The organism is Magnetospirillum gryphiswaldense MSR-1 v2 (assembly GCF_000513295.1).
Lineage (GTDB): Bacteria > Pseudomonadota > Alphaproteobacteria > Rhodospirillales > Magnetospirillaceae > Magnetospirillum > Magnetospirillum gryphiswaldense.
Genome location: NC_023065.1, coordinates 3,528,084 through 3,541,029 on the forward strand (window position 1 = coordinate 3,528,084; position 12,946 = coordinate 3,541,029).

At 59.2% G+C, this 12,946-nt stretch carries 9 protein-coding genes; 8 read left to right on the plus strand and 1 reads right to left on the minus strand.

Annotation, left to right across the window (positions count from 1 at the left end; all coding sequences use genetic code 11):
* The first annotated feature begins 119 nt into the window (after window positions 1-119).
* Genes MGMSRV2_RS16990 through MGMSRV2_RS17025 form a run of 8 tightly spaced genes read left to right on the plus strand, consistent with a single transcriptional unit; the run spans window position 120 to window position 11,098 of the window.
* The gene (locus MGMSRV2_RS16990) at window positions 120-2,279 is read left to right on the plus strand and encodes a bi-domain-containing oxidoreductase (protein ID WP_024081602.1); all 2,160 of its coding nucleotides are present in this window, start codon (window positions 120-122) and stop codon (window positions 2,277-2,279) included.
* A complete protein-coding gene (locus tag MGMSRV2_RS16995; RefSeq protein WP_024081603.1) occupies window positions 2,279-3,253 on the plus strand; it encodes an MraY family glycosyltransferase in 975 nt (324 codons plus the stop codon). The genes MGMSRV2_RS16990 and MGMSRV2_RS16995 overlap by 1 nt, the downstream gene beginning before the upstream one ends.
* Window positions 3,250-4,170 carry an NAD-dependent epimerase/dehydratase family protein gene (locus tag MGMSRV2_RS17000; protein WP_041634754.1) on the plus strand — a complete coding sequence of 307 codons (921 nt, stop codon included), beginning with the start codon at window positions 3,250-3,252 and terminating at the stop codon, window positions 4,168-4,170. Before MGMSRV2_RS16995 ends, MGMSRV2_RS17000 begins: the two co-directional genes overlap by 4 nt.
* Window positions 4,167-5,558: a mannose-1-phosphate guanylyltransferase/mannose-6-phosphate isomerase gene (locus tag MGMSRV2_RS17005; protein ID WP_024081605.1), complete on the plus strand. Its 1,392-nt coding sequence runs from the start codon at window positions 4,167-4,169 to the stop codon at window positions 5,556-5,558. Before MGMSRV2_RS17000 ends, MGMSRV2_RS17005 begins: the two co-directional genes overlap by 4 nt.
* Before the next feature lie 22 nt (window positions 5,559-5,580).
* Entirely contained in the window at window positions 5,581-7,170 is a 1,590-nt protein-coding gene (locus MGMSRV2_RS17010) for a B12-binding domain-containing radical SAM protein (protein WP_242410782.1), read from the plus strand.
* A 3-nt stretch (window positions 7,171-7,173) separates the two neighbouring features.
* Window positions 7,174-9,015, plus strand: coding sequence for an asparagine synthase (glutamine-hydrolyzing) (asnB, locus tag MGMSRV2_RS17015; protein WP_024081607.1), 1,842 nt, complete (start codon window positions 7,174-7,176; stop codon window positions 9,013-9,015).
* A gap of 33 nt (window positions 9,016-9,048) precedes the next feature.
* A complete protein-coding gene (locus MGMSRV2_RS17020; RefSeq protein WP_024081608.1) occupies window positions 9,049-9,936 on the plus strand; it encodes a glycosyltransferase family 2 protein in 888 nt (295 codons plus the stop codon).
* Window positions 9,929-11,098, plus strand: a complete 1,170-nt coding sequence (locus tag MGMSRV2_RS17025; protein WP_024081609.1) for a hypothetical protein — start codon at window positions 9,929-9,931, stop codon at window positions 11,096-11,098. Before MGMSRV2_RS17020 ends, MGMSRV2_RS17025 begins: the two co-directional genes overlap by 8 nt.
* 2 nt (window positions 11,099-11,100) lie before the next feature.
* Here MGMSRV2_RS17025 and MGMSRV2_RS17030 read toward each other — a convergent pair whose 3' ends face one another.
* Entirely contained in the window at window positions 11,101-12,942 is a 1,842-nt protein-coding gene (locus MGMSRV2_RS17030; protein WP_024081611.1) for a carbamoyltransferase family protein, read from the minus strand.
* Window positions 12,943-12,946 lie beyond the last annotated feature (4 nt).

A 12,946-nucleotide genomic window follows, 5' to 3' on the forward strand; every position in this document is an offset into this window, starting at 1 on the left:
TTTTCGTGCGACCATACAGGACCGGCCGGTTGGGTAAAAGGCTCTTCGCCGCGCCGGTTTTCCTTTTGCCGTTTGCCGACACTTGACAGTATATAGCCGATGATTTTCCGAAGGCGGTCATGAAACAGGTTATCCAAAGCGCCCGCACGGGCAAGCTGTCGCTGAAGCCGGTGCCCGAGCCCAAGGTGCGCGGCGGCACATTGCTGGTGCGCACCGAGGCCTCGCTGATTTCGGCGGGGACCGAGCGCATGGTCATCGACTTCGCCAAGAAGTCGCTGGCCGGCAAGGCCAAGGAACGCCCGGATCTGGTCAAGAAGGTGCTCGACAAGGCCCGCCGCGACGGGTTGATGGCCACCTTCAAGGCGGTGATGGCCCGGCTCGACGAGCCGCTGCCCCTGGGCTATTCCGCCGCCGGTCGGGTGGTGGCCATCGGCGCCGGTCTGGAAGGCGCCTTTCACATCGGCCAGCGCGTGGCCATGGCCGGGGCCGGTCTGGCCAACCATGCCGAGCTGAACGTGGTGCCGCGCAATCTGGTCGCCGCCATTCCCGACGATGTCAGCGACGACGAGGCCTGTTTCGGCACCCTGGCTGCCATCGCCATGGCCGGTGTACGCAATCTGGCGCCGCAATTGGGCGACGTGGTGGCGGTCCTCGGCGTCGGCCTGGTCGGACAGTTGGCGGCGCAATTGCTGGCTTTGTCCGGTGCCCGGGTCATCGCCATCGACGTTGATGCCCAGCGTCTGGCCCTGGCCAAGGCCAACGGCGCCGAGCTGACCTGGGTCTTGGGTCAAGCTGGCCTGCCGGAAGCGGTGGCGGCCCTGACCGGCGGGGTGGGCTGTGATGGCGTGCTGATCGCCGCCGCCACCGATTCGTCCGAACCATTGGAACTGGCGGCTGAATTGGCGCGGGACCGCGCGGCCCTGGTCATGGTCGGCAAGACCGGGACCGAATTCCCCTATGCCGCCTTCATGAAGAAGGAATTGCGCATCATGGTGTCACGGTCCTATGGGCCGGGCCGCTATGACGAGGATTTCGAGGGGCGTGGTGTCAAATATCCGGTGGGCTGGGTGCGCTGGACCGAATCCGACAATTTGCGTGAATGCGTGCGGCTGATGAGCCCCAGCTTGCGCCGGCGTTTGGACGTGGGCTCGCTCGTCACCCATCGCTTCGCCTTCGACAAGGCGGAAGACGCCTATGATCTGGTCACCACCCGGCGCGAGCCCAGCATGGGCGTGGTGCTTAAATACGATAACGAAACAAAACCCGCCGTGGCGCCGGTATTCAATCAGGCGCGTCCCGCCGCCGGGGCGTGCGTGCTGGGGGTCATCGGTGCCGGCGCCTTTGCCCGCACGGTGCTGCTGCCGGAACTGAAGCGCCTGCCCGGCATCACCTTCCAGACCATCTGCACCACCCGCGGTCAGACCGCCGACCATGCCGCCCAGGCTTTCGGCTTTGGCCGCGCCACCACCGAAATCGACGACGTGCTCAAGGATCCGGCCATCAACGCCGTGCTGGTGGCCACGCGGCACTCCAATCACGCCGAGCTGACCGCCCGTTGTCTGGCGGCGGGCAAGTCGGTGATCGTGGAAAAACCGTTGGCGCTGGATCATGCCCAGGTCAATCAGGTGATCGCCGCGCGCGAGGTCTCGTCCGGCTTCTTCACCGTCGGCTTCAACCGTCGTTTCGCCCCCATGATCGTCGAGGCCGCCTCGCTGCTGGCCCGCCACCAGGGGGCGAAAATGCTGGTGCTGCGCGTCAATGCCGGGGCGCTGCCGGCGGAAAGCTGGGTCAACGCGGCGGAAGAAGGCGGTGGCCGTATTCTGGGTGAGGTCTGCCATTTCATCGATCTGGCCCGCGCCCTGGCGGCATCGCCCATTCTCAGCGTCCAGGCCGATGCCGCCCAGGTCAGCCAGGGCGGCTGCGACGATCTGACCGTGACCCTGGCGTTCCGGGATGGTTCGCTGGCCACCATTATCTACACCGCCCAAGGCGACTCAGCCTTCTCCAAGGAACGCTTCGAGTGTTTCGCAGGTGGAACAGTCATCGCTATCGACAATTTCCTCACCCTATCGATCACTGAGAATGGGCGCACCAGCGTGCGCAAGGCCAAGATGGGGCAGGATAAGGGCCATCGGGCCGAACTGGCCGCCTTTGCCGCCGCCGTCGCCGCCGGCGGTCCAGCCCCGGTGGACGAGGCCGAGTTGGTAGAAACGGCGCGGGCCACCATTGCCGTGCTCGAGTCCTTGCGCGAAGGACGGCGGATCGTTTTGGGGGATTGATGGACCTCTTGGTGCAGATGGGGGGTGGCTTGGCCCTGGCCGCCTTTGCCCTGACGGTGCTGGCCACCCGTCGGGTGCTGACCTATTTGCGCCAACGGCAAATCCTGGATTTGCCCAACGAGCGCTCCAGCCACAGCTTGCCGACGCCGCGCGGCGGCGGTTTGGCGACGACGCCGGTGATGGTGCTGGCTTTGCTGGCCTTGCCCGATTTCCGCTTGCTCGCGGTCGGCGCGGTGGGGCTGCTGATCATATCCTGGGTCGACGATCGCAAGGGTTTGCCGCCCTTGCCGCGCTTCGCCGCCCAGGCGGTGGTGGTTGCCGTCTTTTTGCTGCTGTTGCCGGCGGAAAGTCTGGTGTTCCAGGGCGTGCTGCCGGCTTGGGCCGATCACCTGCTGGCCGGGCTGTGTTGGCTGTGGTTCGTCAATCTGTACAATTTTATGGACGGCATCGACGGCATTACCGGGATCGAAACGGTTTCGCTGGGACTCGGTATCGCCCTGGTCGGCGGGGTGGCGGTGGCGGCGCCCGGCTTGACCGTCGCCGCTGTCGCCGCCGGTTTCTTGCTGTTCAACTGGCATCCGGCCAAATTGTTTTTGGGCGATTCCGGCTCGGTGCCGTTCGGGTATGTGCTGGGCGGGTTGCTGATTCTGCTGGCGGTTCACGGCCAATTGGCCGCAGCCCTGATCCTGCCGGCTTATTATCTGGCCGATTCCACCATCACCATCACCCGCCGCGCCCTGGCCGGTGAGAAAATCTGGCAGCCGCACCGTCGGCATTTTTATCAACGGGCGGTGCAAGGCGGTAAGCGCCACGATCAGGTGGCCCTGGCCATCGCCCTCGGCAACGCCGCTTTGGTCGGCTGCGCCGTGCTGGCCACCGGCAATCAGGTCGCACTCGGCGGCGGGCTGGCGGTTTTGACGGTGGGGGTTTTACTGATGCTGTTGCAATGGTGGTCGCGGGGGGCTGGGGCATGAAAATTCTGGTCACCGGGGCCAGCGGCTTCGTCGGAGCGCGGCTGGTGGCGGAATTGTTGCGCCGGGGCCATCAGGTGGTGGCACCCATGCGGTCGCCTCGGCCCTGGGCCGGGGTGGACACCCCGGCCATCGGCGATCTGGGACCGGATACCGATTGGTCGGTGGTTTTGTCCGGCTGCGACGCGGTGGTCCACAGCGCCGCCCGCGCCCATGTTCTTGATGATAAATCCGCCGATCCGTTGGCTTTGTTCCGTCGGGTCAACCGTGACGGCACCCTGCATCTGGCCCAACAGGCGCGTCAGGCCGGGGTCAGGCATTTCCTGTTCATCAGCACCATCAAGGTCAACGGCGAAAGCACGCCGCCCGATCGCCCGTTTCGGGCCGAAGACGCGGTCAATCCGCAAGATGCTTACGGCATGGCCAAGGCCGAGGCGGAAGCGGGTCTGCGCGCCCTGGACGGCATGGTCCTGACCATCCTGCGCCCGCCCTTGGTGCATGGGCCGGGGGCCAAGGGCAATCTGGCGGTGTTGATCAAGGCCATCGCCAAGGGAATACCCTTGCCGTTGGCGCTGATGCGCAACCGGCGTTCCATGGTCGGCGTCGATAATCTGGCCGATGCGGTGGCTTTCTTGGTCGATCATCGTCCGGCGGGAACGTTTCTGGTCCGAGACGATGGCGATTTGTCCACCGCTCAACTGATTCGGACCCTGGCCGCGGCCATGGGGCGGTCGCCGCTTCTGCTGCCGGTGCCGCCGATTCTGCTGACCTTAGCCGCCCGCGTGCTGGGCCGCCGGGCTCTGGCTGAGCGGGTGTTGGGCTCGTTGCTGGTGGACGACACCCCCTTGCGCGCCTTAGGCTGGACGCCGCCACTTTCCTTGCCGGCGGGCTTGGCCCGCATGATCCGGGACGACCGATGAAGCAATATCCAGAGACCCTGATTCCCGTCATTCTGTCCGGTGGTGCCGGTACCCGGCTATGGCCGCTGTCGCGGGAACTGCGGCCCAAGCAATTGCTGAAGCTGAACTCTGACCAGAGCCTGTTGCAGGAAACGGCGGGACGCCTGGGCGGGCGGCCCATGGTGGTGTGTAACCAGGAACATCGTTTCATCGTCGCCGAGCAATTACGCGAGCTGGAGATGGAGCCACGCGCCATCGTCATCGAGCCGGTGGGACGCAACACGGCGCCGGCGGTGGCGGTCACCGCCTTGCTGGCCGCGCCCGAGGCATTGCTGCTGGTGATGCCGTCCGACCATCAGGTGCGTGACGTCGCCGCTTTCCACCAGGCAGTGGATCAGGCGATCCCCTTGGCCCAAGCCGGCCAGTTGGTGACCTTCGGCATCCAGCCGACCGAGGCCAATACCGGCTATGGCTATATCAAGTGCGGAGATGGTTTCGCAGTCGAAAAGTTTGTCGAAAAGCCCGACCGGGCGACGGCGGAAGCCTATCTCGCCTCGGGCAGTTATCTGTGGAATGCTGGCATCTTCCTGTTTCAGGCCAAGACCTATCTGGAGGAATTGGTCGCCCAGCATCCGGCCATGGTCGAGCAATGCCGCGCAGCCCTGGATCAGGGAGGCTCGGATCTGTTCTTTTTCCGTCTGGCGGAAGAACCTTTTGCCGCCATCAGCGGCCAAAGCATCGACTATGCGGTGATGGAAAACACCAGCCGTGCCGCCGTGGTGCCGGTGGACATGGGATGGTCTGATATCGGCTCGTGGTCGGCGCTGTGGCAGGAAAGCCCGCACGACGGCAATGGCAACGTGCTGTTGGGCGACGTCATCGCCGAAGGTGTGGATAATTGCTATGTGCGCGCCGACGATCGACTGGTTGCCGCCATCGGCGTGCGCGACCTGATCGTGGTGGCCACCGATGATGCCGTGTTGGTGGCCGACAAAGCCCATGACCAGGACGTGAAGAAGGTGGTGGAGCGGCTGAAGGCGGTGGGCCGGTCCGAGGCCAGCCAAGGCAGCCGCACTTGGCGGCCCTGGGGCTGGTTTCAGACCATCGACGACGGCCATCGCTATCGGGTCAAGCACATCCAGGTCAATCCGGGGGCGAAATTATCCCTGCAAAAGCACTGGCATCGTTCGGAACATTGGGTGGTGGTCACTGGCACCGCCCTGGTCACCTGTGGCGACAGCACTTTTACCTTGCGGGAAAACGAATCGACCTTCATTCCCGCCGGGACGGTGCACCGTCTGGAAAATCCCGGCAAGCTGCCGCTCAGGATGATCGAGGTGCAGTCGGGTGAATATGTGGGGGAAGACGATATCGTCCGCATCGATGATGATTATGGGCGTATTATCTGAATGCTGATTAAGTTTGACCCAGGTGGCCCCGATAGCATATTCAACAGTTGGGAAGAGCTTTAATTATCTTATTTTTCATAAGGTTAAGATGGATCGGCAGCGAATCATTCTGATTTATCCGGAACAGGGTTTTTCTGGTAACTATGTCCGGCATATGCCGCTGAGCCTGCTTTATGCCGCCGCGGAGGTGGTCAAGGCTGGGTTTGACGTTCAAATCCTCGATACCCGCGTGGTCCAGGATTGGGCGATCCGTCTGGCACGCCTGCTGCGTGAGCAGCCGACTTTGTGCGTGGGAATCAGCGTCATGTCGGGACGGCCCATCGCCAACGCCATCGCCATCGGACGCAAGGTTAAGGCGTTGGCGCCGAATGTGCCGGTGGTGTGGGGCGGGCCGCATGCCACTTTTTATCCGGCCAGTATCCTGGAAGAGCCCAGTTGTGATTACGTCGTGTCGGGTTACGCCTCGTCCAGTTTCCATAAATTAGCCCAAGCCCTGAATGGTCATCTCCCCGTGGATCTGGTCCCCGGCCTGTCCTGGCGCCAGGATGGTGAAGTCCGGCAAACTCAGGCCGAGGACAAGAAGTTCGAGTCCATTCCCTGGCAGGATGTCCCCTATCACCTGATCGAGGATTATTCCGTTTATGGTCAGGTCGATCAGGATCGGCGAATTTTTTCCATGTATTCGGCCTTGGGCTGTCCGTATAAATGCTCGTTCTGCTCGTCGCCGGCGCAATATGCTCCCATTGAGGGTAAGAAGTGGGTGCCGCTCGACGCGAAAGATGTCGTCGATCATATCCAGTTCGTGGTCGAACGTTATCAGGCCAATTACATCTACTTCATCGATGATGACAGCTTCCCCAAGCTTGACCATGTCCGGTTGGTCATCGAGGAAATCCGCCGGCGTGAGTTGCCTGTAAGGCTAGGGTTCCGCGGGGCGCGCATTAACGAAATCAAACGCATGAGCGATGATTTCCTGACCATGCTGGCGGAAGCGGGCACGGATATCCTACACATTGGGGCCGAAAGTGGGTCAGATCGGATTCTAAAACTGATCCGCAAGGATTGTACCGCCGAAGACATCGTCGAAATCAATCAAAAGCTGGCCCGGCATCCGGAAATCACCGCCGCCTACAATTTCCTTATGGGTGTGCCGACCGAAACCTTGGATGAGTTGAAGCTGACTCGCGACCTGATGTTGCAACTGGTCAGGGATCATCCCAATTGCATCATCTTCCCACCCAACAAGTTCCGTCCGCTGCCGGGCACCGAGCTTTATGACGTGGCGGCGCGGGAGTGGGGCTATCGTATGCCGGAAAGCTTGGCGGAATGGGCCAATATCGAGGTCGAGGCTAAAGCCAACAGCAACTGGTATCCGCCGGGAATGGAGCGGTTTTTCAATTTGATGCTGATCTCGTCCTATTTCATCGACAACAAGGTGATGAAGGTCAGCCGCGGGAAGACCGCTTTTTTCAAGTTTGCCCGTATTCTAAACTTTCTGTATCGACCGATCGCTTTGTTCCGACTTCGTTATGGAATCACCTTCGCCTTGGTCGAGTATACGGGATACCGTCTGTTGACCCGTTTGCTGTCACGCTCGGGCAGCGGCGGCTGACCCATGTGCGGTATTGCCGGTTTCACCGGGCCGAACGATGACAGGTCAGGCGAGTGGCTGGAGACAATGACCGCCAGCCTCGCCCACCGGGGGCCCGATGGCCAGGGAACCTGGACCGATGGAGCCATGAACCTGGGGCACCGGCGCTTGGCCATCCTTGATCTGGGCGATGGTGGGCGTCAGCCCATGGTGTCGCCTTCCGGGCGGGTGGTGGTCTTCAATGGTGAAATTTACAACCACCTGGATCTGCGGCAGCAACTGACCGGCTTCACCTTCAAAACACGATCCGACACCGAAACGTTACTGGCTGCCTGGGACCATTGGGGGCCATCCTGCCTGGAGCGGCTGGTCGGTATGTTCGCCTTTGCCCTATGGGAACCCGACAGCGGTCGCTTGTTTCTGGCCCGCGACCGTTTAGGCAAGAAACCGCTGTATTTGTGGCGGCAAGGTCGGTTCCTGGCCTTCGCTTCCGAAGCCAAGGCTTTGCTCCACCTGCCGGATATCCACACCCGGGCGTGCCTCGATGTTCGCGCCATGGCCGATTTTCTTTGCTTCGGTTATGTCCTTGGGGAAAAGAGTGCCTGGGCGGGAATTTCCCGCCTGCCACCCGCCCACTGGGCGGCATTCGACCTGCGAAGCGGCGAGTTCCAACAGAGCTGCTATTGGCATCTCGACCGCCACATCCTGGCAGAGCGTATTCCCTATGATCAGGCGGCACGGCAGCGTTTTGCCGAGTTGTTGGACGATGCCGTCGCCATCAGGCTGCAAGCGGATGTGTCGGTAGGTTGCTTTCTGTCAGGCGGGGTCGATTCTTCGGCCATCGCTGCCACTGCTGCCCGGATGGGGGGACAAAAGCCGCGAACCTTCAGCGTTTCCTTTCCCCAGCAAAGCTTCAACGAAAGTGTCTATGCCCAGAAAGTGGCCGACCATCTGGGGTTGGAGCTTCAGTGCCTGGACGGCGGCATGATTGATGCCGAAGCGGTGGGTCGCGGACTGGATGCCACCGATGAGTTTTTCGCCGACACCTCGCTGATGCCCACCTGGCTGTTGAACCAGTCGGCATCGCGTCAGGTCAAGGTGGCGCTTTCCGGCGACGGTGCCGATGAAATCCTCGCCGGCTATTCCACCTATGCTGCGGACCGTTTGTATCGTTGGTATGCGCGAATTCCGGCACCGATCCAGGCGGGATTGCACCGCCTTGCCGATCGTCTGTTGCGGCCCAGTTATGGCAAGGTTTCATTCGACTACAAACTACGTCGCTTTCTTTCAGGACGGGGACAAAACCGGCAACGGGCGCATGCGTGGTGGCGGGTAGTCTTTGAACCGGACGCCTTGCCGTTGATCCTTGCCGATCCGGTATTGGAAAGCTTGGGCGATTACGATCCCATGGCCACGTTCGAGCAACACTTTAAATCGGTCGATGGTGCGGATTTTCTCGACCAGTGCTTATACGTGGATATCAAGACATGGCTGGCCGATGACATCCTGGTCAAGGCCGACCGGATGAGTATGGCCCATGGCCTGGAGGTGCGTTCACCCTTCCTTGATCACCGGTTGGTGGAGTTCTGCGCCCGTCTGGACCCTTGCGCAAAAATGCAAGGAGCGCGGCAGAAAGTGATTTTGAAGGATGTCATGGCCGACCGCCTGCCGGCGGATATATTGTCACGGCGTAAAGAAGGATTTGGGGCCCCTACAGCCGGGCTGGGGTGTGAGATATTGCCGACGCTGGACTTTCCGCACCTTTTTCGTCAAGGTTTCCAGCTTGATGGTCGGCACGAGGACATCACCTATAAGTCCTTCGCTTTGGTCATTCTTTCCCAATGGATGCGTCGCTGGTCCCGATAATGGATAAGACGCTTGATGCAGTGCAGGCGGATCATGAATGAAGGCCTTAGTTATATAGTTCCAGTCTACAATGAAGAAAACGGCATTGCGGCGACCATCGAAAGGTTGCGTGCTGCTTTGATCCAGTTGGGCATTCCATATGAAATCATCATTGTTAATGATGGTTCCCGCGATCAAAGTCGGGACAAAGTCGAGGCCATCGGCGGTGACGATCTGCGCCTTATCAGCCATCCGACCAATATCGGTTATGGTAGCGCCCTGAAGAGCGGGATCAAGATTGCCAAGTATGAGTGGATCGGCATTGTCGATGCCGATGGGACTTATGCCATTGAAGCTCTGCCCCTTTTGGTTGAGCGGATGAACCAGGGCTTCGACATGGTCGTTGCTGCCCGGCGGAATGTCTTGCGTCTGGACAAGCCGATCAAACGTATGTTTCGCCGTATTCTTATTTTCTCACTTAATTTACTGGTTGGGGCTAGGATCGAGGATCCGAACAGCGGCTTTCGTTTGTTTACCAAAAAGCTGGCGCTGACTTTCTTTCCATTCTTGTGCAATACGTTCTCATTTACGACATCTTTGACAGTATTTGCTCTGGGAGAACGCTTTTTTGTATCCTATATTCCGCTTGATTATTCTATCCGTACAGGAAAAAGCAAAGTAAGACACTTCAGAGATTCTTTACGTATGATGCAACTTGTCCTGCAGGGAATAACATTTTTTAATCCAATTAAGTTTTATTTGATAATGACGCTCGGATTTTTCATCGCTTTTTTTATTCCGTCATTATTTGCACTCGCGCTTTCCATGCCATGGCTTTCTGTATTATGGCTTTTTTCGGGGGCATTAGCTTGTGTTTTGGTGGGTCTTGGTGTTTTGGCGGATGTGATCCGTATTTCCACTTTAGGGCGAGAAAGTGTCTAATCAATCCTGGATCAAACCAATTCCCCTAACGATCTTTTTGGTCGGCGCCTTGCTGGTGGTCATGACGCGTGGCAATGCCAGCAACGTGGTCGTCCAGATGGCCCAAGGGGTTTCAGATTTTGACGATACCTGCCTGGACTGTCATCGGAATACGGCTTGGCTCCATCACAGCCTTCATCTGCTCTTGGTAGCCTTGTCCCAGCTGTTTTTCCTGGGTGCCGATGCCGGTCCGTTTGCCGTGCCAACACCATGGGCCTATGTCGACTCAGCGTCACATAATAAAACTGCTATTTTCCTTATGGCTCACTTCGGATCAAGAGTTCTATTGATTCTACCTGTGTATTTTCTTTGTTGTCTACTCTTCAAGAGCTACATACACAGAATAGTTTATATTATAGCAATGCTTGCCCTATTGGGCGGCTGGCCAGCTGTTTTAGTAAACATAGTCTTCCAAATTGGCGGATATGTTGTTAACTGGCCCCCTTCATATTACCTTTTTCCTCATCAAATATTTAATTTCGATTGGGCTTCTGTCGGCTTTGTCCACCTTCTGGTGATAGCATTATTGTCGAAGCACGATTCCAAATGGTGGGCTGGTCCGCTATACGCGGCTTTCGGCCAAGTCATGATGGACAATTTGGGTATGGTTGCCGGAATTTGTTTTTTTCTGGCATGGCTTTACCGCCGATCTTACCGGGGGGCATTTATTCAATTAGCCCTGTGTGGTGGCGCGTCGGCAGCCATCATGCTGATGTTCGCCTTTTTTGGGCGCATGCAAATGGAACATGCGGGGATGGCCTTGGCTGCCGAGCAGACGGGAATTATTTCTGGAGCTCAGGCTTGGCTTGGCTATTATTGGGAGACAATGGGGAAGTATAATTTTCTTTGGCTAAATGTTACAATTGCAAATTTTATTTCACTGTGCTTTTGGCCAATCGTGGCGGGAGTAATCTTTGGATTGATCCCAGCCAAAGGATCAAGCGTCCCGAATGATCAGCTGGTTCGGGCTCTTGCTTTTCCAGCGGCAGGATTCATGATGACGCTGTTCTTAGCTATGTTTAAAAGTGGCCTTGGCTCAGATATGGGGCGTCAAGCTTTGCCATTCCTCAGTCTATTATTGCCGCTGGCATGGATAGGGACGGTTGCTCTGCGACGAGGATAGCTTCAATCCAGCTCGAAGGCGTTCTTGTAATCCAGCTTCAGGCTGGGATCCTGATCTTCCTTCTTGAGGAAGCAATTGCCCACGGTCAGCACCTCGATCTCGCTGCCCATGAAGCAGCGGAAGGCATCTTCCGGGGTGCAGACGATGGGCTCGCCGCGCACGTTGAAGCTGGTGTTGACCACCACCGGGCAGCCGGTCTTGCCCTTGAACGCCGAAATCAGCGCGTGATAGCGCGGGTTGGTGTCGGCGTGCACGGTCTGGATGCGGGCGGAATAATCCACATGGGTGATGGCCGGCAGGGTCGAACGCGGCACGTTCAGCTTGTCGATGCCGAACAGGGCGTTCTCTTCCGCCGTCATCTGGCGGCGATGCTGTTCCGCCACCGGGGCGACCAGCAGCATATAAGGGGAATCGCCGTCGATCTCGAACCACTCGGCCACGTCCTCGCGCAGCACCGAGGGAGCGAACGGACGGAAGCTTTCGCGGTATTTGACCTTCAGATTCAGTACCTTCTGCATGGTCGGCGAGCGCGGGTCGCCCAGGATGGAGCGTCCCCCCAAGGCGCGCGGGCCGAATTCCATGCGGCCCTGCATCCAGCCCACCGCCTTTTCGTCGGCCAGGGCTTGGGCGGTTTGTTCGATCAATTCGTCATCGGATAACACACTGAACACGGCACCAGCAGCCCTTAGCCGGGTTTCGATGTCGTCTTGCTGCCACACCGGCCCCAAATACGAGCCCTTCATGGCATCCTTGCCATGACCGGTAATGGTGCGGGGCTGGCCCTTGTGGATGTGATAGCCGGCCAGGGCGGCCCCCAGGGCGCCGCCGGCATCGCCTGCCGCCGGCTGAATCCAGATGTTGTCGAAGATACCTTCACGCAAAATCTTGCCGTTGGCGACGCAATTGAGCGCCACGCCGCCGGCCAGACACAGATTGCGAGCACCGGTTTCCCGGCGGATGCTGCGCGCCAGCTTCAGCACGATGTGTTCGGTCACGGCCTGGATCGAGGCGGCCATGTCCATGTGGAACTGGGTCAGCGGGTCCTTGTCGGCCTGACGCACGGGCTGCCCGAACAGGCCGGCGAACTTGTCGTTGGTCATGGTCAGGCCGGTACAATAATCGAAGTAGCTCTGGTCCAGGTGGAACGAGCCGTCTTCCTTCACGTCAACGACATTTTCGAGGATGGTTTCGGCATATTTGGGCTCGCCATAGGGCGCCAGTCCCATGACCTTGTATTCGCCGGAATTGACCTTGAAACCGGTGTAATAGGTGACGGCGGAATAAAGCAGGCCGAGGGAATGGGGGAAATGCAGTTCCTTGTGGATTTCCAGGGAATTGCCCGATCCCATGGCCAGGGAGGTGGTGGTCCACTCGCCCACCCCGTCCATGGTGAGCACGGCGGCATCTTGGAACGGCGACGGGAAAAAAGCCGAGGCGGCATGGGACAAATGATGTTCGGCGAACAGCATCTTGCCCATCCAGTCGAAATCCTTGGCGAATTTCTTGAATTCCTTGGCCAGCAGATCCTTCTGGAACAGCTTTTCCTTCAGCCACACCGGAATGGCGGTCTTGAACGAGGTAAAGCCCCGGGGCGCGAACGACATATAGGTTTCGAGCAGGCGCTCGAACTTCAGGAACGGCTTGTCGTAGAAGACGACGAAGTCGATGTCGTTCAAGCCGCAGCCGGCCTCGGCCAGGCAATACTCGATGGCCAGCCGGGGAAAACCCGCGTCGTGTTTCTTGCGGGTGAAGCGTTCTTCCTGGGCGGCGGCAATGATGCGGCCATCCTCGATCAGCGCGGCGGCACTGTCATGATAGAGCGCCGATAGGCCAAGTATCTTCACCCGC

What these genes read in the sequence shown, in the direction of transcription:
- MGMSRV2_RS17000 (WP_041634754.1), top strand. Translation starts at nt 3,250, where the DNA reads ATGAAAATTCTGGTCACCGGGGCCAGCGGCTTCGTCGGAGCGCGGCTG.
- MGMSRV2_RS17005 (WP_024081605.1), top strand. Translation starts at nt 4,167, where the DNA reads ATGAAGCAATATCCAGAGACCCTGATTCCCGTCATTCTGTCCGGTGGT.
- MGMSRV2_RS17020 (WP_024081608.1), top strand. Translation starts at nt 9,049, where the DNA reads ATGAATGAAGGCCTTAGTTATATAGTTCCAGTCTACAATGAAGAAAAC.
- asnB (WP_024081607.1), top strand. Translation starts at nt 7,174, where the DNA reads ATGTGCGGTATTGCCGGTTTCACCGGGCCGAACGATGACAGGTCAGGC.
- MGMSRV2_RS16990 (WP_024081602.1), top strand. Translation starts at nt 120, where the DNA reads ATGAAACAGGTTATCCAAAGCGCCCGCACGGGCAAGCTGTCGCTGAAG.
- MGMSRV2_RS16995 (WP_024081603.1), top strand. Translation starts at nt 2,279, where the DNA reads ATGGACCTCTTGGTGCAGATGGGGGGTGGCTTGGCCCTGGCCGCCTTT.